The organism is Paraburkholderia sp. BL18I3N2 (genome assembly GCF_003001875.1).
Taxonomy (GTDB): domain Bacteria; phylum Pseudomonadota; class Gammaproteobacteria; order Burkholderiales; family Burkholderiaceae; genus Paraburkholderia; species Paraburkholderia phytofirmans.
In genome coordinates, this window is the sequence record NZ_PVNC01000001.1 from 1195156 (window position 1) to 1216240 (window position 21085).

The following is a 21085-nucleotide window of genomic DNA, read 5'->3' on the forward strand; positions in this document are numbered from 1 at the left end:
AGGATACGAGAGCACTAAAGCGACAGCCCCGCGTTACGCCGGGGCTGTCTCTGTTCGCGTCCGTTTATCTCACGGTGTTCTCTTTCTTCCGGACGGCCCGTGAATATCGGGCGAGTCTGCGTGACCGTTATCGGCATCTCCATAACGCCGTTCGTTCGCGGCACGCCGCTTCTGCTTGCTGGCGAGCGGATTTTCATATTCCTCGCGCTCTCGTAGTGCGCCGTTGCGAACCAGTAGCCAAAGCAGGACTACGACGGTGATCCATACGGAAACGACGACAACGATTGTGGTTGATGTGCACATGGCGAGCCTGCATATTGGAATTGATTTATGGGCGTGAACAGCGGTAAAGCGTTCAATCCAGGCGACTCAACCTGGTGCCTCAAATTTACTGATTGCCACTTTGTCTCCCCCGTTTTGATGTATTTGGTGCCGATGTTGAAGCTAAAGGCGAGCCCGTTCTGCGGCACGGCGCACACAGAAATTAAACTGCTCAGGAATGCGCGGACAATAAACACCCGGCTGGTGGCGGTGCTCCGGGAGTGGTGAATGCCGCTGTGGGTTTACTCTTAAGATGTAATTCATGCTGCGGCATGGCGTATGTCCGCATCCGAGACACAGCGCAGGACGCCAGGTCGGACGTGCATGTCTTGCTAACAACTTAATGGAGCGTTATAGGAGAGTGCAGGGTTGAGCCGGCTGATCAGGTGTGGCGGAGCGGGCAGCGTTCAAATCGCGGCCGCGCCCGTGGGAATGATAAAGTGCGCATCGATCCCCGCTTCCCTTAACTCACGGAGGACATATGACACTTTTGAGCATCGTCGGGACGTTTGTTTTCGTCGCGATTGTCTTGCTCTCGCTGTTGGCGGTGATGGATGTCCTGCTATTCACGTCCGATAAAAAGAAAATGTTGAAGACCGGTGCTGGAGCGCGAAAACTGGGCGGACGTCGACGATGCTTGCGTAAATGAGTCGTTTCGCCTGCGCAGCCGTTATCAGGGTGCCTGGACGGGCGGCCCGGCTGTGAGCGCATCCAGATCCATCGCGTCGGCGATGGCTTGCAAGCCCGCCTCGTTCGGATGGAGGTTATCGCCGCTGTTATAAGCGGGCAGCAAAACAGCGGGATTGGCGGGGTCGCTGACGGCCTTCGCCTGATCGAGTACCGCGTCGCAGCCGCTTGTCGGACTCAGGATGAAGGCGTTAATGTCTTGCCGCGCTGCTTCGACGGGTCCCGTTGCGGCAAACGGCGTCAGCGTAGAGCAGATCACCTTGATGTTGGCGCGATGCGCGCGCTCGATGAGGTGTCGCAGTGCACCGATCAAGCGGGGAGCCGTGGGCGGTTTGTCGGCGTTCAGATCGTTGATTGCATCGTCCGAGATGACCACCCAATTCGCGCCCGCTTGCTGGAGCACGTCGCGACCGAAGCGTTTGAGACCGGCCTGTCCAAAGTTATCGGTAAAGAAGTTATTTCCGCTAATGCCCTGGTTGAGCACGCCCACAGTCATGCCGGCCTGTTGCAGCCGTATGGCGAGGCGATTGGGCCAGCGGCGGTTTTCATTCACACTCGACACGAGGCCATCGGTTATGGAAGCGCCAAACGTGACCACCGCCCCGGTTGCGGCCGGGTTCAACACGTCGACGTTCGTCAGGAAGTAGTAGGACTGGCCGCCCGGGGAGACTATGCTCCCGCCGGTGAAGGCCGGGTCGGCGGCAACGTCTCCAGCGGCGATATAGATATCTTGCAGGCCGTCGACGTGGCCGGTCGAGCGCGGCGCCGTCCGCACGGGTAGATAGAGACTGATGGCGACATCGGATAGCGGAGGAAATTCGAACGCGACCGGGTCGCTCACGACCGAAGCACCCACGGGAATCGTCACGTTCGGCTGACCGCCGAACGTGACGGCGCGGTCGCTGCCGGGCACCGTTTCCTGACCTTGCGCGCCCCGCGCGATTCGCGCTTCGCCGATTACCAGCGGCTCGGAGCCGAAAAGGTTGGACAAATGGATTCGCGCCGATGTCCCGCCGATGCTGGTGTGCACTATCTGCCGCAACGTCTGGTTATTGAAGCCGGCATCGTCGGTGATGGAGGGCGAAGCCGACCACGTGCCTATCCAGGGCGCGGACGTCTCGACGCCTTGCACGCTATTGCTGGCGGTACCAGGCAGCACGATAGAGATGACCAGGGCCGCTTTGAAAAGCGCCCGAATCCATCGGTTCACGTCTTTTTCCTCGTGGAACGCGAGCTTCAGTGAGTGCAATGACGGTTGCAGACGCATCGCACAATGTTCTTGTCGTGCAGCGCGCGAGCCTGATCCTCTTTGGTAGGCCTACTCGCTGTCTGTCGATTTAAACGTTCTTTGCATATGCGTTCAGTACGGTAGACAACACTGTGGCGGACGGCGAGCGAATTCAGATACTTGCCCGCAAAGAGCCGGCGGTCGAACATCGTGCGCGGGACGTCGCGCGGCGACGCATGTAATTTTGTGTGAGGTCGCACATAGCATCGTTGTCTCGCGCAGTAATCTGTTTGTGAGGGAAGAGTGCCCAAGGCCAAATAAGAGGCATTGTCGGAATGCGACTGTTCGCCGGCGCCCGCCGGCCGGCAGGCAGATAACTACATATAACGCTTTATTCCACAACTGGTGGCGGGATGAATCACGAGAATTTCGTCGGGGCCAGCATGCGTATGTATGCGCGCGAACCCGTATTTCAGAACTTGCCGGAGCACGTCGCCGGATCACGCATGTCACGCTTTACCGCGGCGCTGGAAAACTTCACTGGTGAGCGTTTCGCGGACTATCCAGAACTGCATGCTTATTCGACGCGCGAATTTCGCCGGTTCTGGCAGTGCTTTCTGCAGTGGACCGAGGGAATGGAATGGGGCGGTAAGGTGGAGCCGGCTTGCGTCGGCGACGATTGCGAGACCGCTTCCTTCTTTCCGAACGTCGAGTTGAATTACGCCCAAAGCGTTCTTGGGTCGAAGATCGCGCCGGACGAGTCGCCGGCACTCACCGCGCGTTATGCCGATGGCCGTCGCGAAACGATGACGCGCGGCGAGCTGCGCGAGCGCGTCGCGCGCCTTGCCTGTTCGCTCAACGAGCTCGGTCTGCGTCCGGGCGACCGCGTGGTCGCGATGATGCGCAACGACGCGCACGCAATCATTACCGCGCTCGCGGTGACGGCGCTGGGCGCGACGCTCTCCACCGCGGCGCCTGAAACGGGCGTGCAGGCGATCCTCGACCGCTTCGAGCCGCTCGCGCCGCGCATGCTGTTCGCGCACACGACGCAGCGCTCATTCGACACGGCCGGCTCGATCGCTTCGCACGCCGCCGCAGTGGCCGCGGCGCTGCCGACGCTCACGCACGTCATCTGCCTGGATGAAACGCCGCTGCCGAGCACGGTGAGCCAGCCTCAGCATTCGCTGCGCGATCTCATCGTTCAGGGCGACGCCGCGCGCTTCGAATGGCGTCGCTTTCCGTTCAATCATCCGCTTTTCATCATGTTCTCGTCGGGCACGACGGGAAAACCCAAGTGCATCGTGCACGGTGCCGGCGGCACCTTGCTCGAACATCTGAAAGAGCATCAGTTGCACAGTGACCTGGGTCCTGGCGACAAGCTGTACTTTCACACGAGCTGCTCATGGATGATGTGGAACTGGCAGTTGTCAGTGTTGGCTTCGGGCGTCGAGATCGTCACGTACGACGGACCGGTTTCGGAAGTCGACACGCTTTGGCGGCTGGTCGCCGATGAGCGCGTGACCGTGTTCGGCACGAGTCCCGCCTATCTGAAGATGTGCGAGGACGCGGGCCTGAAACCCGGCGAGCAGTTCGGGCTGGATTCGCTGCGCGCGATGATGTCGACGGGCGCCGTGCTGTACGACTCGCAGTTCGAATGGGTGCGCGCCTACGTCAAGCCGCTGCAGCTTCAGTCCATTTCCGGCGGCACCGATATCATCGGCTGCTTCGTGCTGGGCAATCCGAATCTGCCGGTCTATGCCGGCGAAGCACAGTGCAGGAGTCTGGGCCTCGATGTTCAGGCGTGGAACGAGGGCGCGCCCACCTCCATGACCGGCGAGCTGGTTTGCGTCAATCCGTTTCCGTCGCGCCCGCTTGGCTTCTTCGGCGACGCGGACGGCTCGCGCTTTCACGCCGCCTATTTCAAGGCGAACCCGGGCGTGTGGACGCACGGCGACATCATCGAGTTTTCGGCGCAGGGATCGGCGCGTCTGCACGGACGCAGCGACGGCGTGCTGAATGTGCGCGGCATCAACGTAAGCCCCGGCGAGATCTACCGCATTGTCAGCACTATTGGCGAGATCAATCAGTCGATGGTCGTCGCGCAGACTGCCCATGACGCGAGCGGATCAGGCCAGCGCGTCATACTGCTGCTCGTGTTGCGGCGGGGCGCGAAGATGAGCGCCGCACTCGCTTCGCGCGTGCGGCGTGAACTGATGCTGCAGGGTTCGGCGGCGCTCGTGCCGGACGTGATCGCCGAAGTCGAAGCGCTGCCCGTCACGCACAATGGCAAGGCATCGGAGGCGGCCGCGCGTGATGCGGTGAACGGCTTGCCGGTGCGCAACCTGTCTTCGCTGGCGAACCCCGGATGCGTCGAGAAGATCAGCGCGCATCCCGCGCTCGCCCGCACACGTCGCGAGTTGCCGGAACCGCGTGAGTCGGCCGAGCAGGTCGAAGTCTATTTATGCGCGCTCTGGGAGCAGCTTTTCAGCTTCTCGCCGGTCAGTCGCGACGACAACTTCTTCGAACTCGGCGGCCATTCGCTGCTCGCCGCGCAGATGCTCGCCGAAATACGGCTGGCAACCGGCCGAACGCTGCCGCTTGCCACGCTCATCATCGCGCCGACCATTGCGCGGCTCGCGACCGTCATCACGGGCGAGCGAACGCAGGACGCGCATCCGAACGTCGTGCCGATGCGCGCGGGCCGCGGAAGGCCTGTGTTCATGCTTCATAGCATCACGGGTTCGGTGATGGAGTGCCTGACGCTGGCCGGCGCGCTGGAAAGCGAGCGGCCTGTGTACGGTCTGCAGGCGCGCGGGCTCGATGGCGACGAGGAGCCGCAGCGATGCGTCGAGGAGATGGCGAGGGTCTATGTCCGGCAGATGCGCGCGGTGCAGCCGCGCGGTCCGTATGCGCTGGTGGGCTATTCGTTTGGCGGCCTGGTCGCGTTCGAGATGGCGCAGCAACTTGTTGCGGCGGGCGAGAAGATCGAGTTGCTGTGTCTGCTCGATACTTACGTGGACGAACGCTATTTGCCGTTGCACGAGTGGTTGTCGTTCCAGTACGAAGTCATGGCGGAGCGCGTGCGAGCGTTCCGCGCACTGTCTGCGCGCGGTCGCATGGCCTACATGAAGGACAGAGTGTTCGGAGCCGCGGACCGGATTCGCATGCGGCTCGGCCGGATGGCCGCCAGGCCGGCAGCCGACACGCAGGGGCTGCCGCCGGTACTGCGGCAGGTTCGCGAGTCGATGCGCGTCGCGATGGCGACGTATCGTCCGCGCCGCTATCTTGGCAGCCCGATCGTCTACGTGCGCGCGTCCGGCAGGGAGGGCGGGCAGGGCGATCCGCTGCCGGCCTGGCAGCGCGTGGCGAGGAGCGGGCTGCTGGTGAAGACCATCAACGGCGCCCATACCGATCTCGTTGTTGAGCCGAACCTGGCAACGGTGGCCGACACGCTCGCGCGCAGGCTGGCCGGCGCGTAGGCAGTCGAAGGGCAGCCGGCGTGCCGCTCATGGCAACTGGTTGCGGACCAGCGTACCGCGCCGCCGGGAGCCTGAGCGCGCATTGCCGCCTGGACCTGCCGCCGCACAGCGGCACTTCATTGCAACGCGGCAATGGCGCCCCGTGCGCCATTTTCAAGAAGCAACCGCAATGCGCGCAGAAGCGCTTCTCTGAACTCGGGAAGTGCGGCCAGATCCGCCGGAAACACTTCGCGCACCGATAGTAATGCGTCCATCAGCGCTTGCGGTTCGTCATGCGCGGATATGGCGAGCGCGTGCAGTCTGCTCGCCAGCGGGTCGCTGATTTCATAACGCGTGCCGTCGTCTGCATGACCCCGCAAAAACATCATCCAGGCCGCTACTGCCAGCGCGAGACGCGTGAACGATTGACCCGCGTCGATCCGCGCCGCAATCGTGTCGAGCAGACGCGGCGGAATCTTCTGGCTGCCGTCCATTGCAATCTGCGAGCAGCGATGTTTCAGCGCCGGATTCGCGTAACGCTCGAGCAATGCGTCCCGATAGGCGGACAGGTCGAATGATACCGGCATGTTCAGCGTCGGCGCGATTTCTTCCGCCATCATTGCGTGGATGAGATCGCGCATGGCGGGGTAAGAGATCGCTGCGTCGATCGTCTCGAAGCCGCCGAGCATCGACAGATAGGCTAGCGTCGAATGCGTGCCGTTCAGCATGCGAAGCTTCGCCAGTTCGAACGGCGTCACGTCGTCGACGAGTTGCGCGCCGACCGCCTCCCATGCGGGGCGCCCTGCGGGGAAACGGTCTTCGATGACCCATTGCCGGAACGGCTCGCACGGCACCGGCGCGGCATCCTGATAGACGATCGCGCGGGCCACGGTGACGCGTTCGGCGTGGGTGGTGGCCGGCACGATACGGTCGACCATCGTCGATGGAAACGCAACGTGGGCGGCGATCCAGTCAGCCAGCGCGGCATCGAGTTGCCGTGCGAACGAACAGACCACCTGGCGCAACGCGGCGCCGTTATGGGAAAGGTTGTCGCACGAGAGCACCGTGAACGGCTGGCCGTGCGCATCGTCGCGCCGCTGGCGCAATGCAGCGACGAGGATGCCCGGCACCGTGCGCGGTTCGAACGGGTAAGCCAGATCGTGTGCAACGGCGGGATTGTCCAGCGCGACCTCGCCGGTTCTCGGGTCGCGGCAGTAGCCTTTTTCAGTCACGGTCAACGAGACGATCCGTACCGCCGGGTCCGCGAGGCGCGCGAACAGGGCGGCCTGATCGTGCGGCATGGCCAGCACCTCACGCAGCGCACGCACGACCGTCACCTTGGCGCCATGTGGCCCGCGTTCAACCACGCTATAGAGGCCTTGCTGCTCCATCAACGCATCGCGCTTGCCGACATCGCCTTGCAGCGTGACGCCGCAAATGCCCCAGTCGCCGCCGGCGGCAAGCATGGCCTCCTCCGTGTAGAGGGCCTGATGCGCACGATGGAAGTTGCCGATCCCCAGATGAACGATGCCGATGCGCGGCTCCTGCCATTGCGGTGACAGCAGAGGCGTTTGCAGCGTGGGCAGTGCTTGGCGGACGAGGCGAGGCAAGGTGGCAACAGAGATCATGTCATGAATCCAGATGGCGGAAAAAGGCTCCGGGACGGCGCCGTTCAACGGGAAAACCCTGATTTGACGTTTCACTATACTTGTATGGTAGCATCGTTCAAACGGTTTTAGACCAGTTGACGCGTGTGATTTTCCACCTCAACCGGCGCCCGAAACCAGCATCGAAAAACAGCCAGTCGCGTGCCGCCGTTCCGCGCGGTTCGTGACTTGCCTTTGCAAGGAAGATGTCATGAAGATCGTTCGCGCCGACGTGATCGTCACGTGCCCGGGTCGCAATTTCGTCACATTGAAAATCGTCACGGACGAAGGCGTACACGGCATTGGAGATGCAACGCTGAACGGCCGCGAACTCGCGGTCGCTTCGTACCTGAAAGATCACGTGTGCCCGTTGCTGATCGGGCGCGATCCCGGCCGTATCGAAGACACCTGGCAATACCTGTACAAAGGCGCGTACTGGCGCCGCGGTCCTGTCACGATGACGGCGATCGCCGCGGTCGATATGGCGCTGTGGGACATTCTCGGCAAAGTGACGGGCATGCCGCTGTACAAGCTGCTCGGCGGCGCCTCGCGAGAAAGCGTGATGGTGTACGGCCACGCCACCGGCCGCGATATTCCCGAAGCGCTCGACCGTTACGCGGAACACATCGAAGCCGGCTATCAGGCGATTCGCATTCAATGCGGCGTGCCGAATATGCGCTCGGTGTACGGCGTGTCGAAGGGCAGCGGCATGTACGAGCCGGCTACGAAGGGCGCGGTCGAGGAGCAGAGCTGGTCGTCGGAAAAGTATCTCGACTTCGTTCCGAAGCTCTTTGACGCGGTGCGCGACAAGTTCGGCTTCGATACGCATTTGCTGCATGACGTCCACCACCGTTTGACGCCGATCGAAGCCGCGCGTCTCGGTAAATCGATCGAACCGTATCGCCTGTTCTGGATGGAAGACCCAACGCCCGCGGAAAATCAGGCCGGCTTCCGGCTGATTCGCGAGCACACCGTCACCCCAATCGCGGTGGGCGAAGTTTTCAACAGCATCTGGGATTGCAAACAGTTGATCGAGGAGCAGTTGATCGACTATATCCGCGCCACCTTGACGCACGCGGGCGGCATTACGCATCTGCGGCGCATTGCGGATTTTGCTTCGCTCTACCAGGTTCGGACCGGTTGCCACGGACCGTCGGATCTGTCGCCGGTGTGCATGGGCGCGGCGCTGCACTTCGATCTGTGGGTGCCGAATTTCGGCGTGCAGGAATACATGGGCTTTCCGCAGGAAGCGCTCGACGTATTCCCGCATGCATGGCGCTTCGAGCGCGGCATGATGCATCCGGGCGAAGCGCCGGGCCATGGCGTCGATATCGACGAGGCAGCGGCCGCGCGGTATCCCTACGACCCGGCGTACCTGCCGGTCGCGCGTCTCGAAGACGGGACGCTGTGGAACTGGTGAGCTGATCTCGCTCGACTGTTCTGACTACAAAATCATGGAGACACGCGTGAACCCAGCACGTCCGCAAGCCGCCGCGCCGGCCAGTACCGCTATGCTGCGTCGGGTGGCCTTCGCCTCGACCATCGGCACCGCGGCCGAGTACTACGATTTCTTCGTCTACGGCACGGCTGCCGTGCTGGTGTTCGGCCAGAAATTCTTCCCTTCCGCTGACCCGCTGATCGGCACGCTCGCCGCCTTCGCCACGTACGCTGTCGGTTTTCTGGCGCGGCCGCTAGGCGGCATCGTGTTCGGTCACTTCGGCGATCGCGTCGGCCGCAAGAAGGCGCTGATCGTGACGATCCTGATCGTCGGTTTGGGCACGTTCGCTATCGGCCTGCTGCCGGACTATCAGTCGATCGGCATCTGGGCGCCGATCGCGCTGATCTTGATACGCGTCTTGCAAGGCTTCGGCGTGGGCGGCGAGCAGGCGGGCGCCGTCCTGCTCACGGCGGAATACGCACCGCCGGCGCGGCGCGGCTTCTTCGCGAGCCTCGTGCAACTCGGCGCACCGGCGGGCTTCCTGATTCCGTCGGGGCTGTTCGCGCTGCTCGGTGCGACGTTGACGCAGGCGCAGTTGCTCGACTGGGGCTGGCGCATTCCGTTTCTCGCGAGCGCGCTGCTGGTCGCCGTGGGTCTGTATATCCGCTTGCGCACCGAGGAGTCGCCGATCTTCGCGACGATCCAGCGCACCAAGGCAGTGGCTTCGCGCCCGGTGGTGGAAGTGGTGCGGCAGTTCGGCCCGACCGTCGTCAAGGGTGTCGGCGCCAAATTGATCGAGGCTTGCGCCTTTGCGATGTACACGATGATCGTGCTCGCCTACGGCAAAGCACACGGCATCGCGCAAGGCATGCTGCTCGAAACGGTGATCGTCGCGGTCGCGCTCGAACTCGTGACGATTCCGCTTGCCGGTGCCCTGTCCGATCGCATCGGACGGCGACCGACCTTTATCGCGGGTGCGTTGTTGCACGTGGCGCTCGTCGTGCCGTTTTTCATGGCGATCGATAGCGGCAACCGCGCGGCGATCCAGCTCCTGATGATTCTCGCCATCAGCGTGGGACACAGTCTCTGCTATGCACCGCAAGCGGCACTGTTCCCCGAACTCTTCCCGGCGCGCGTGCGGTGCAGCGGTATCGCGCTGATCTGGCAGATCGGCTCGTTGCTCGGCAGCGGTGTACTCGGACTGCTGGCCGTCAAGCTGATTCAGCTCACGCATGGCAATTCGCTCGCGTTGATCATCTACGTGGCGGTGCTTGGCATCGTGTCGGCGGTATCGCTCTTTGCTTTGCCGGAAACCGCGCCTCTGCGCCGCGGTGGCGATCTCCATGATTGGGGCGGCGGTGAGCCGGTCGAGGCGCGTACTGCAGCGCGAGCGTCCTCATCTTCGTCTTCCCTCGCGCAGCCCTGAGCGCGCGACCTTTGCCATACCGGAGTCCATCATGCTTGCAGCCGTGCTTCACGAACCCAAACTGATCCGCATCGACGAAGTCGATCCGCCCGAACCCGGTCCAGGCCAGGTACGCGTGCGTGTACGCGCCGGCGGCATTTGCGGCTCAGATCTGTCGTACTACTTCAAAGGCAAGAGCGGCGATTTCGCCGTGCGCGAGCCGTTTGTGCTCGGACATGAAGTGGCGGGCGAGATCGATTCGCTCGGCGAGGGCGTGAGCGCGGAGCATCGGCTCACGCCCGGGCAGCGCGTTGCCGTCAATCCGGGGCTGGCCTGCGGGACGTGCCGCTTTTGCGTCGGGGGGATGCCGAATCATTGTCTGAACATGCGCTTCATGGGCAGTGCCTCTACGTTCCCGCATACGCAGGGCATGTTTCGTCAGTACATCGTCGTCGCGGCGCGGCAATGCGTGCCGGTGCCGGATGGCGTAGATTTCGCGCAGGCGTCGATGGCCGAGCCTCTCGCCGTTGCGTTGCATGCGGTGAAGCAGGCCGGGTCGCTGGTCGGCGCGAGTGTGTTGCTGGTGGGTTGCGGGCCGATCGGTTGCATTCTGCTGAGCGTGGCGCGCCGGGCCGGAGCGCATCGCGTGGTCGCGTTGGATCTCTCAGATCGAGCGTTGCAGGTCGCGCGGCAACTCGGCGCGGATCAGACCGTGAACGCCGCGGAGCGCGCCGTGATCGATCCATGGTCCGTGCAACGCGGCACGTTCGACGTGGTCATCGAGGCGTCGGGCAGTCCCGCCGGCCTCGATACGGCGCTGCATGCGGCGCGCGCGGGCGGCACGGTGATTCAGGTGGGCAACCTGCCGGCCGGCCAGTCGCCGGTGGCGGCGAATCTCGTGATGTCGAAAGAACTCCGCTATCAAGGCTCGTTCCGCTTTACCAGCGAATATGCCATTGCCGCCGATGAAATCGCCTCAGGCAAGGTCGATCTGCGGCCGCTGATGACGCATGCGTTCGCGATGAGCGAAGCAAACCGTGCGTTCGAAGTGGCGCTCGACCGCTCGCAGTCGATGAAGGTGCATCTGACCTTCGACTGAACCTCCCCTGTTGCAGGGGCGCTGCGCCGGTGCGCAGCGCCTACCGAAGCCAGGCAAGCTGGAACTATTCAAAAGCCCGCCAAGAGGCGACCCCGATGGAGACACCTGATGATCAAGAGTCAACGCTGGTTTGTCGTCGCGCTACTGTTTCTGGCGGGCGTCATCAACTACCTCGATCGAGCCGCGCTGTCGATCGCCGCACCGTTGATCCAGAAAGACCTGAACTTCTCGCATGCGCAACTGGGCATCGTGTTCAGCAGTTTTTTTATCGGCTATGCGCTGTTCAATTTTGTGGGCGGCGTACTGTCCGACAAGGTCGGCGCGAAGCGTGTGTTCGGCACCGCGATGGGCGTGTGGTCGGTGTTTTGCGGCGCGACCGCGTTGGCAACCGGCATCGGTTCGTTGATCGTGCTGCGCGTGCTGTTCGGCATGGGCGAAGGTCCGTTCAGTTCGTCGAACAGCAAGATGGTGAATAACTGGTTCCCGCGCAAAGAAGTCGCGAGCGCGATTGGCGTGATCAGTTCGGGCACACCGCTCGGCGGCGCACTGGCGGGTCCGGTGGTCGGGTTCATGGCAGTGCAGTTCGGCTGGCGCTGGGCCTTTGTCGCGATCATGCTGCTGGGACTCCTGTGGCTCGTCCTGTGGGTGGCAACGACGACCGAACACCCGCACCAGAATTCGCGCGTCACACCTGACGAAATCGAACTCATCCGCGCCGGTCAGGCGGACGAGCATGCGATCGCGCATTCGGCCAACGGCGAAAGGCTTGGCCTCCGGCACTTCCTGCGCAAGCCGATCATTCTTGCGACCGCGTTCGCTTTCTTCTCATACAACTATGTGCTGTTCTTTTTCCTGTCGTGGTTCCCGACCTATCTGACCGAGGCGCATCACCTGAGCCTGCGCGACATGAGTTTCGCCACGGTGATTCCATGGCTGCTCGGCAGTATCGGGCTCGCGGCGGGTGGCTTCATCTCGGACTTCATCTTGCGCCTGACCGGCAAGCCGCTGCTTTCGCGCAAGCTCGTGCTGGCCAGTTGCCTCGGCGCGGCGGCGGTGTGTGTCGCGTTGGCGGGGCGCGTCGCCAGTACTCAGGGTGCGGTCGCGCTGATGTCGGTGTCGATCTTCTTCCTGTACGTGACGGGCGCGGTGTACTGGGCTGTGATTCAGGACACCGTGCCGCGAGAACACGTCGGCGGCGTAGGTGGTTTTGTGCACTTGCTGGCGAATCTGGCCGGCGTGATCGGGCCTGCCGTGACGGGCTTCATCGTTGAAGCGACGCACGGCAATTACGCTAGTGCGTTCGTGCTGGCCGGGGTGATTGCCGTGCTCGGCGCGGTGTGTTCGCTGGTGTGGATTCGCGAGCCGCGGGCGAGTGCGTTGAACATGGAGCGTGCATGGTAGTATGGTGCGACACGCTTTACTAATAGCCAGGCGGGTATTCATGGTGCGTGCCGCCTCCCTCGCCAGTCATTCGCTGCCATTCGCTGCTTTAGCCGATGCCGACCAAGAAACTCCACGCCAACGCGTCTTCTTTTTCCACCGATGTCGCGCTCGTCGCGCCCCGCGCACGACGCCGCGCGAGCGTGCAGGCCGGTGCGCGCGTCGAACTGCCGGATCTGACCGCCAGCGTCTCGTTCGACTCACACGAGCCGATCGGCAAACAGATTTTCCGTGCGCTGCGTGAGGCGATTTTTGTCGGTCAACTGGTGCCGGGCACGCCGCTCTCTGAAAAGGAAGTGTCCGACATGTTTCAGGTGTCGCGACAACCGGTGCGGGAGGCGTTCATCAAGTTGGTCGAAGCGGGCGTGCTTCAGGTATTGCCGCAGCGTGGCACCTTCGTGAAGCGCATTTCGCCGCGCCAGGTGCGGGAAGGGCGCTTCATTCGCGAAGCGATCGAGACGGCGGTGGTGAAGAAGGCCGCCGTGTCGATTTCCGACGGGCAGTTGCAGGCGCTGGCCGACAATCTTCGCGACCAGAAGATCGCGGCGAAAGCAAACGACACCGCCGCTTTCCTCGCGCTCGATGAGGCGTTTCATTACGCGATTGCCCAAGCGATTGATTGCACGGCGGCGTGGGAAACGATTCAGGACATCAAGGCGCAGATGGATCGGGTGCGCTACCTGAGCTTGCCCGACGTATCGCCGCTCGATCTGCTGATCAAGCAGCACGCGAAAATTCTGGCGGGCCTTCGCGCGCACGACCCGGGCGCCGCCGAAGAGGCGATGCGCAGCCATCTGCGCGAGATTCTGATGTCGCTTGGTCCGATTGCAGCGCGCAATCCGGCGTGGTTCGATGCGGACGAACCGGAGCGCGTGCCCTTGTCGACGTGACGCGAGCCGTGAAGGGTCTCGCTCGTTGCAGTTGTCGCGCAAAAAAGCGCAGACGTACGTGCGTTTCTGACTGCTGTTGCCGATCGCCTTCTGCGAGGTGCGGACCTGGCGTGTACGCACTATCGCAAAGCGCTAGCGGGCAGCGCGACCCGCTGCAGCGCGGCCATCGGCCCAAGCCGCTCGATCGCTTTCATCTGCGCCGCGTCACGCACGAAGAGCGATCCGGCGAATCCCAGTGCGTTGATCGACACGCCCTCGACACGCTCTTGCGATCTCGGCACGAGCAGCATCCATCGACGTGTAACGAGCAGGTTGTACGGCGCCGATTGATGAAGTTCGCCGTCGACCTCGACCGGCTGGACGCCGGCGGCTTCGAGCAGTGCGCGATAACAGGAGAGGAGCGACTGCGCCGCATCCACGGAGATCGCGGCGCCGGGCTCGAGGCGCGCAAACGCGTGCCGGAATGGCAAGCCTGGTACGTTTTGCGCCAGACCATCGAGGAGCGTAGTTGCCAGAATGGGCTCGATGGGAACCGGCGTTTCAGAAACGCCCAGCGGCACTGGCACGATTTGCAGATGCTTGTGCGCCTGACTCGCGCCCGCGGCAGCGCCTGCATTGTAAAAACCGATGCCGTCGAATTCAGCCATGCAGACAATCAGCGACTCGAAGTCGGCCAGGTTGAGGAGCGCGTTTTGCGATTGGAAGTTACGGGTAACGATCAGCAGATGATTGTCGATGACATTGAACTTGTTGAGCAAAGCAAGATGCGTGTCGGAGATATCCGCGACGAAGAGATCCGGCTCGTAGGGCAGGAATGGATTCGCCGATGGGCGCTCCTCATCATGACGCTGTTGCGTTTGCCGGCGCTGCTGCTCCTTGCGGATCAGGCTCGAGACCTGCCGCACGACAAAGCGGATGCCGTCGCTTTCGAGCACTGTCTGGGAGGTCTCGATCCGTTGCAGCGCGCCGCAACGCAGCGCGTGTTCCGCCTGGCGCAGCATGGCGGGCCACAGGGTTCCAGGTTGAAGGCGGCGATTTTGCATGGTTCGTTGCGGAGATTGATTCGTGATTGGGTCAGCCAGTGCACCGCTTTACCGCAACTTCCAGGCGCGTACTAATCGCGCGTCAGCCGATCGGTCAGGGGACAGTTCTGAGCTTCGCGTGCCGTCGGCAATATGTAATCGCGGAACTGCTCGCGCAGCTTCAGCTTATGCAGTTTTCCGGTTGCGGTGTGCGGCAACTCGTCGACGAAAACGACGTCGTCAGGAATCCACCACCTGGCTACCTTGCCTTCGTAGAATCCGCGCAACTCGTCCTGGGTGACGTCGGTATCGGGACGCTTGACGACCACCAGCAGCGGCCGCTCCGCCCACAAGGGATGCGCGCAGGCAATGCACGCCGCTTCCGCCACTGCGGGATGCGCGACCGCTACGTTCTCGATGTCGATGGAACTGATCCACTCGCAGCCGGACTTGATCAGGTCCTTGCTGCGATCGGTGATGCGCATGAAGCCGTCGCGATCGATCGTGGCCACGTCACCGGTCGGAAACCAGCCGTCGACGAGCGGCGATGCATCGTGGCGGAAGTAGCGGTCGATCACCCACGGCCCGCGCACATGCAGATCGCCGAACGCAACGCCGTCCCACGGCAATTCGCGCCCGCCGTCGCCGACGATCTTCATGTCGACGCCATAGACCACATGTCCCTGCTTATCGAGCAGCCTGCGCTGCTCGTCGGGCGAGCGCTGCGTCTGCTCCCAGTTGAGTCTTGCAAGCGTCCCAAGCGGCGACATCTCGGTCATGCCCCAGCCGTGGATGGCCTCCACGCCATAGTCGTCCTTGAACATTCTGAGCATCGCGGGCGGGCACGCCGAGCCGCCGATTATGGTGCGCTCCAGCGACGAGAACCGCACGCCCGCTTCGCGCACGTAGTTGAGCAGCCCGAGCCACACGGTCGGCACACCCGCCGAACACGTGACGCGTTCGGCTTCCATCAACTCGTAGAGCGACTTGCCGTCGAGGTCCTTGCCGGGGAACACCAGCTTCGCGCCGGTCAACGGCGCTGAATGCGGAATGCCCCACGCGTTCACATGGAACATCGGCACGACGGGCAGCACGGAATCGCGCGCGGACAGGCCCATCGCATCGGGTAGCGATGCGCCTAACGCATGCAGTACGGTGGAGCGATGGGAATACAGCGCGCCTTTCGGATTGCCCGTCGTGCCCGACGTGTAGCAAAGATTCGCCGCGCTTCGCTCGTCGATGAGCGGCCAGTCGAAGTCACCGTCCTTCGCCATCAGCAACGCTTCGTAGCACGATACTTCCGTCGACATGCGCGGCATATGCGCCGCGTCTGTCATCGCAATCCAGCCAGACACGTTCGGACATTGCGGCGCGAGTATATCGACGAGCGGCGCGAACGTGATGTCGAACAGTACGTAGCTATCGTCGGCGTGATTGACGATATAGGCGATCTGGTCGGGAAAAAGCCGCGGATTGATCGTGTGGCACACGGCGCCGAAGCCCGTCGTGCCGTAGTACGTTTCCAGATGCCGGTAGCCGTTCCATGCGAGCGTGCCGATCCGGTCGCCCGCTTCGACGCCAAGCGCGATCAGCGCCTGCGCGAGCTGCTTCGCGCGCCGCTCGCAGTCGCGATACGTGTAGCGATGCACGTCGCCCTCGACGCGCTTCGACACGATCTGCGTCGTGCGGAAGTGGCGCGACGCATGCGCCAGCAACGAAGAAACCATCAGCGGCACGTCCATCATCTGACCATGCAGCGGTGTCGTCATGGCCGCGTCTCCCTGCTGTCGTCGACGCTTCGCTTTGGCATGCGAAGGCTGGCTATCCGTGCTCGAATTGACCGGCTGATGCTTCGATTGGCCTTTGACCGAAACCACGTGGCCAATCTCGTTCAGTGATTCAAGATAGGCTAGCCCCAGACCTGTTGCAAATGGCTAATGGAATGCTAACGGGAATATTAGCCGGCTTCGATGACGCCTGCCGCGAAGAGGTCCCTCAGTTGGCTAATTAACGATACCGATAATACGGTCTGGCAGATTTCAGCCGCCGGCGACCGCTTCCCGCCGAGCGCTCCTGCGCAGGAAATCGGCGGGCACGCCGAACGTTCGGACGAACGCGCGGCGCATGCGTTCGCGGTCCGCAAAGCCCGTTTCCTGCGCCACCACGTTAATGGTGTGCCGGCCCTGCTCGATCATGAATCGGGCTGCTTCCAGCCGAAGCTGTTCCACCGCCTTGGCCGGCGACTGACCGGTCTCGGCCACAAAGGCGCGGCTGAACTGACGGGGGCTGAGGTTGGCCACATCCGCAAGCTCCTCGACGGTCAGCGAATTGCGCAGATTTCGGCGAATATGTGCCAGCACCGCTTCGATCCGATCGGACTTCGGCGTCATGTCGAGCAGCGCGGAATGCTGCTTCTGCCCGCCTAGTCGACGCTGATTCATGACGAGAAGTCTGGCGACCATTTTCGCGGTATCGGGACCAAGGTCGTTATCGAGCAGCGCCAGCGCAAGGTCGATGCCGGCCGTCATTCCCGCTGAAGTCCAGATTGGACCGTCGTTGACGAAGATCCGATCTTCTTCCGTTATGACGTTCGGAAAGCGCGCCCTGAATTCAGCTGCATGTACCCAATGCATTGTCGCGCGCCGGCCATCCAGAAGCCCGGCCTCGGCAAGAACGAATGCGCCGCTGCAGATGGAGGTTATCCGTCGCGAGACTTTGGCTGCTTCTTTCACGAACGCAATCATCGTTGCACTGGACGACGGCATTTTCATTTCGGTGATCGAGCCCACGATAACCGTGTCGAATCCTGGATCGCCGAATGCCTCGGTTTGCAATGTCATGCCACCCGATGATTCGACGGGACCGCCATGTTCGGACAGCAAGTGGACGTCGTAGCAGCGGCCTGTTGGGGGCATGTTCGCAAGCTCGAACACCGTCAGGGCCGCGAGGCTCATTAGCTGAAATCTTGGCGGCACGATAAAGCCGATCCGATGCATATCTGTTCCTGCCGTCTGCAATAGAAAAGTGAATACGTGCTGTTCGAGTCGCATTCCCGGATGTCGGGCCAATGAGCTCGAGTAGTGGGTTTGCCGTGCTCGAATCACAGATGTCATGAAAGGTGGCAACAACGACATCCATCGTAATGGCCCGAGGCGTTAAGGTACAAGCACTTCTCTCAGCCGCCTCACAGTCAACGAAAGGATCACCGTCATGTCGAAAATCATCCGTGCCGCAGCCGTCCAGATCGCGCCCGTCCTCTACAGTCGGGAAGGCACGGTCGACAAGGTCGTCAGGAAAATTCTGGAGCTCGGCAAGCAGGGCGTTCAGTTCGCGACCTTCCCTGAAACTGTCGTGCCCTATTACCCGTACTTCTCGTTCATCGAATCGCCGTTCGCCATGGGAGCCGAGCATTACAAGCTGCTCGATCAGGCAGTCACTGTGCCGTCGGAGACCACCCGTGCGATTGGCGAGGCGGCGCGCCAGGCCGGCATGGTGGTGTCGATCGGCGTCAACGAACGCGACGGCGGCACGATCTACAACACCCAGCTTCTGTTCGATGCCGACGGCACGCTGGTGCAGCGTCGCCGCAAGCTCTCGCCGACTTATCACGAGCGAATGGTCTGGGGAATGGGCGACGGCTCAGGCTTGCGCGCAATCGATACCGCCGTGGGCCGGGTCGGTCAGCTGGCCTGCTGGGAGCACTACAACCCGCTTGCGCGCTATGCGCTGATGGCGGACGGCGAGGAAATCCATTCGGCGATGTACCCGGGCTCGTTCGCGGGCGACCTGTTCTCGGAGCAGATCTCCGTCAATATCCGGCAGCACGCGCTGGAGGCTGGAGCCTTCGTTGTCAACGCGACTGCGTGGCTGACCCCCGAGCAGCAACAGCAGATTCTGCACGATACAAATACCAGCCAGGTTGGCCCGATTTCCAGCGGCTGTTTCACTGCGATTGTTTCGCCCGAGGGTGAGTACATGGGCGGCCAGCCGCTGCGCGAAGGAGAGGGCGAGATCATTGCGGACCTGGATTTCTGGCAGATCGACAAGCGCAAACGCATGATGGACTCGCGCGGTCATTACAGCCGTCCGGACGTCCTTGGGCTGGTGATCGACCGCACGCCGAAAACACACGTGCTGGAGCGAACGCTACGCGCGCCAGGTGAAGAGGCAGTGAGGGATCTCGAAGTACTCGCCTGAAGGCGTGTCGTATCGGGCAATACGGTCGTCGTCATCTCGCCTATGGAATTCACCGGGCAATTTTGCCCATCGATACACTGGAGCAAAAATGGACTTCAATGATGTCATGCTGGAGCGCAATGCCGACTTCGCCAATACGGGGTTCGCACCGGATCTCAAGATGATGCCGTCGACGGGAACGATTGTCGTCGGCTGCGTTGATCCCCGGGTCGATCCCGCGAGCGTGCTGGGGTTGAAACAAGGTGAAGCGGCGGTAATCCGTAACGTCGGTGGCCGCGTCAACCGATCGTTGCTCGAGACGCTGGCGGTCCTCGCCGTCGTCGCGAAAGCGGCGGGCCGCCCGGATGGTGCGCGCAATCTCGTCCTGCTACAGCATACGGATTGCGGGATCATCGGCTGCCATAAGCACGCACCTGGATTGCTCGCGAGGCATCTGGGTGTCGAGACGGCCGAGCTCGACAAGCTCGCTATTACGGAGCCCTACGAGGCGGTGGCCCTCGATGTCGCGGCACTTAAGGCAAACAGGGAACTCCCGGACGGATTGATCGTGTCGGGTCTGGTCTATGACGTCAAGACCGGCCGGATCGAGAGCGTCGTCCCGCCGGCGCCTTGCGGGAGTCTGCCGCCCGGTGACGGCGAGTAGCGCGGCTCGCCGCTGGGCGATGCGCGTCGACGCGACTGACTCTTCACTCAGCGCGAAGGGGCAAGCATGAGTCCGATAGATGAAACGAGCCTTGGCCGACCGATACTTCTGCTGCGTGCCATTGGCCCGGTCGCTGCCCGGAGCCGGCTTGCGGTCCGCGTCCCTGCCATGCTGGCGCCTATGAGCGCACAATGAACAACCACGGGCGCCTGCATCGCAGGTGTGAAGGTGCGCGTCACTCGCCAGCGTATGGTCGGAAAATCGCCCGACACAGTGATGCGGACATAGCAGCCGGAGTAACGCCCGGCAGCCCGTGGCCAGTTCGGGCGTTTAGAAGATTGCCCTTACTGCGCCGCACTATCAATGATCGTGGCCATACTCGCCGCCAGTAGGCCCGACCTGATATTCCGCGTCAATCACCTTCTCCATCCAGACGACGCTTACACCGTCCAGCGCTTCCTGAACGCCAATATGGGTCATCGAGGTCGTGGCGGATGCGCCGTGCCAATGCTCGTGACCCGGCGGGCTGCGCCCCATGCAATGGCAGCCGCTTTGTACGAAGGCATGGGCATCGGCTTACTGCCTTCATTGAGGAGGGAAAGCGGGTAGTACGATCGAGCCGAGTTCATCGAGTATTTCGACATACGGACGCGGCGTGACCCGAGGGTTGAGCGCGACGTGATTGACGCCGGCGTCTCGCGCCTGCTCGAGGAAGTCCCTCAACGCGCGGCTGCCTATGGCGAACCCGCCGCGAATCCGTGTAAATGGATGATCGGGCTTGGGATGCAAATAAAGGAATCCACCAAAGGCCAGTGGTTTGAATGCGGCCGTGTCGGCGGCGGATTGTGTGAGGCTTCGCCATTCTTCTGCGAAGCTGCGCAACCCGGATGGATCCGGAACGAACCCGAGATAACCATCCATGTTCTCGGCGATCCACTGCAAGGTCTGCTGTGAACGGCCGACGGCAATTGCGGGCGTTCGGCCATACGGTGGCTTGGGAAGCATATCCAGCCCACCGGGCGACTGTCCGAAGCGCGCCGAGGCGAACTGCGGGAACGCGCGTTCGCTGACATTCCGGTAAACCCCGTAGGCGTCTCTGAACCGTTCGCCGCGTGTTTCGAAGTCAATGCCGAAGACGGGGTATTCCGACGGCCGGTCGCCGCTCGACATGCCGATCACTACGCGTCCGTCCGTCAGTTGATCGAGCGAATTGACCTGTTTCGCCAACAGCAGCGGTTCGCGCATCGGCAGCACGATGCCCGTCGTGCCGAGTGTGATGCTGCGCGTTGCGGCAGCGAGTTGCGCGATATAGATCAGCGGCTCGAAAATCTGCCCGGCGTCGCCATAAGCGGGATCGAAGAATGGAATGTCGCGTGCCCATAATGCTGCCACGCCCAGGCTCTCGGCGCGCTGCGCCATCGATATGTGGTCGCGCATTGTGGGGTACGGCATGCCGGGGTGCGTTTCCAACGGCAGAATCAGCCCCACAGTGAGTTCGCGCGACCGGAATACGCGGTTGTACCCCGGATGCGATTCGAGTCGAATCGTGCTCGCGGTTGCGTGGGTGGGGGCAAGCGTGACGGACATATCCATGGCGTTTCCTCAGAGCGT

Annotated in this window: 16 protein-coding genes and 1 pseudogene; 10 read left to right on the plus strand and 7 right to left on the minus strand. The window is 62.5% G+C overall.

Annotation, left to right across the window (positions count from 1 at the left end; translation table 11 throughout):
* The first annotated feature begins 330 nt into the window (after positions 1 to 330).
* Positions 331 to 549, plus strand: coding sequence for a hypothetical protein (locus B0G75_RS05460; protein ID WP_106301473.1), 219 nt, complete (start codon positions 331 to 333; stop codon positions 547 to 549).
* 253 nt (positions 550 to 802) lie between these two features.
* Positions 803 to 970, plus strand: a complete 168-nt coding sequence (locus B0G75_RS40520) for a hypothetical protein (protein ID WP_181309166.1) — start codon at positions 803 to 805, stop codon at positions 968 to 970.
* 24 nt (positions 971 to 994) lie between these two features.
* Here B0G75_RS40520 and B0G75_RS05465 read toward each other — a convergent pair whose 3' ends face one another.
* A complete protein-coding gene (locus B0G75_RS05465) occupies positions 995 to 2218 on the minus strand; it encodes a GDSL-type esterase/lipase family protein (protein WP_106301936.1) in 1224 nt (407 codons plus the stop codon).
* 431 nt (positions 2219 to 2649) lie between these two features.
* On the opposite strand from B0G75_RS05465, the gene B0G75_RS05470 reads away from it, so the two are divergent.
* Entirely contained in the window at positions 2650 to 5715 is a 3066-nt protein-coding gene (locus B0G75_RS05470) for an acetoacetate--CoA ligase (protein ID WP_106301476.1), read from the plus strand.
* Between the two features lie 116 nt (positions 5716 to 5831).
* Here B0G75_RS05470 and B0G75_RS05475 read toward each other — a convergent pair whose 3' ends face one another.
* A complete protein-coding gene (locus tag B0G75_RS05475; protein ID WP_106301479.1) occupies positions 5832 to 7322 on the minus strand; it encodes a mannitol dehydrogenase family protein in 1491 nt (496 codons plus the stop codon).
* 229 nt (positions 7323 to 7551) lie between these two features.
* Between B0G75_RS05475 and manD the strand changes: the two genes are divergently transcribed.
* From manD to B0G75_RS05500, 5 genes are all read left to right on the plus strand, one after another.
* A complete protein-coding gene (manD, locus tag B0G75_RS05480; protein WP_106301482.1) occupies positions 7552 to 8760 on the plus strand; it encodes a D-mannonate dehydratase ManD in 1209 nt (402 codons plus the stop codon).
* Between the two features lie 46 nt (positions 8761 to 8806).
* Complete coding sequence (locus tag B0G75_RS05485) at positions 8807 to 10204, plus strand: MFS transporter (RefSeq protein ID WP_258194225.1); 1398 nt, start codon at positions 8807 to 8809, stop codon at positions 10202 to 10204.
* A 31-nt stretch (positions 10205 to 10235) separates the two neighbouring features.
* Entirely contained in the window at positions 10236 to 11282 is a 1047-nt protein-coding gene (locus B0G75_RS05490) for an L-idonate 5-dehydrogenase (protein ID WP_106301485.1), read from the plus strand.
* 108 nt (positions 11283 to 11390) lie between these two features.
* Positions 11391 to 12683 carry an MFS transporter gene (locus tag B0G75_RS05495; protein WP_106301488.1) on the plus strand — a complete coding sequence of 431 codons (1293 nt, stop codon included), beginning with the start codon at positions 11391 to 11393 and terminating at the stop codon, positions 12681 to 12683.
* A 95-nt stretch (positions 12684 to 12778) separates the two neighbouring features.
* Entirely contained in the window at positions 12779 to 13612 is an 834-nt protein-coding gene (locus tag B0G75_RS05500; RefSeq protein ID WP_106301491.1) for a GntR family transcriptional regulator, read from the plus strand.
* 119 nt (positions 13613 to 13731) lie between these two features.
* On the opposite strand, the gene B0G75_RS05505 is transcribed toward B0G75_RS05500, so the two are convergent.
* The 3 genes from B0G75_RS05505 to B0G75_RS05515 all read right to left on the minus strand — a co-directional run bounded on the left by B0G75_RS05505 (position 13732) and on the right by B0G75_RS05515 (position 17630).
* Positions 13732 to 14655 carry a phosphorylase gene (locus B0G75_RS05505; RefSeq protein ID WP_106301494.1) on the minus strand — a complete coding sequence of 308 codons (924 nt, stop codon included), beginning with the start codon at positions 14653 to 14655 and terminating at the stop codon, positions 13732 to 13734.
* Positions 14656 to 14726: 71 nt separating this feature from the next.
* Positions 14727 to 16403: a 3-(methylthio)propionyl-CoA ligase gene (locus tag B0G75_RS05510; protein WP_106301943.1), complete on the minus strand. Its 1677-nt coding sequence runs from the start codon at positions 16401 to 16403 to the stop codon at positions 14727 to 14729.
* A gap of 270 nt (positions 16404 to 16673) precedes the next feature.
* Positions 16674 to 17630 carry a GlxA family transcriptional regulator gene (locus B0G75_RS05515; RefSeq protein WP_106301497.1) on the minus strand — a complete coding sequence of 319 codons (957 nt, stop codon included), beginning with the start codon at positions 17628 to 17630 and terminating at the stop codon, positions 16674 to 16676.
* 214 nt (positions 17631 to 17844) lie between these two features.
* Here B0G75_RS05515 and B0G75_RS05520 point away from each other — a divergent pair, with 214 nt between their 5' ends.
* Both B0G75_RS05520 and B0G75_RS05525 read left to right on the plus strand, forming a co-directional pair.
* Positions 17845 to 18831, plus strand: a complete 987-nt coding sequence (locus B0G75_RS05520) for a nitrilase-related carbon-nitrogen hydrolase (protein WP_106301500.1) — start codon at positions 17845 to 17847, stop codon at positions 18829 to 18831.
* Between the two features lie 88 nt (positions 18832 to 18919).
* On the plus strand, positions 18920 to 19474 hold the full coding sequence (locus B0G75_RS05525) for a carbonic anhydrase (RefSeq protein WP_106301503.1): 555 nt from the start codon (positions 18920 to 18922) through the stop codon (positions 19472 to 19474).
* Between the two features lie 360 nt (positions 19475 to 19834).
* Here B0G75_RS05525 and B0G75_RS05530 read toward each other — a convergent pair.
* Both B0G75_RS05530 and B0G75_RS05535 read right to left on the minus strand, forming a co-directional pair.
* Positions 19835 to 19999, minus strand: a pseudogene (locus tag B0G75_RS05530) (cupin domain-containing protein); the annotation flags it as partial.
* Between the two features lie 60 nt (positions 20000 to 20059).
* Positions 20060 to 21067, minus strand: coding sequence for a TIGR03571 family LLM class oxidoreductase (locus B0G75_RS05535; protein ID WP_106301506.1), 1008 nt, complete (start codon positions 21065 to 21067; stop codon positions 20060 to 20062).
* Positions 21068 to 21085 lie beyond the last annotated feature (18 nt).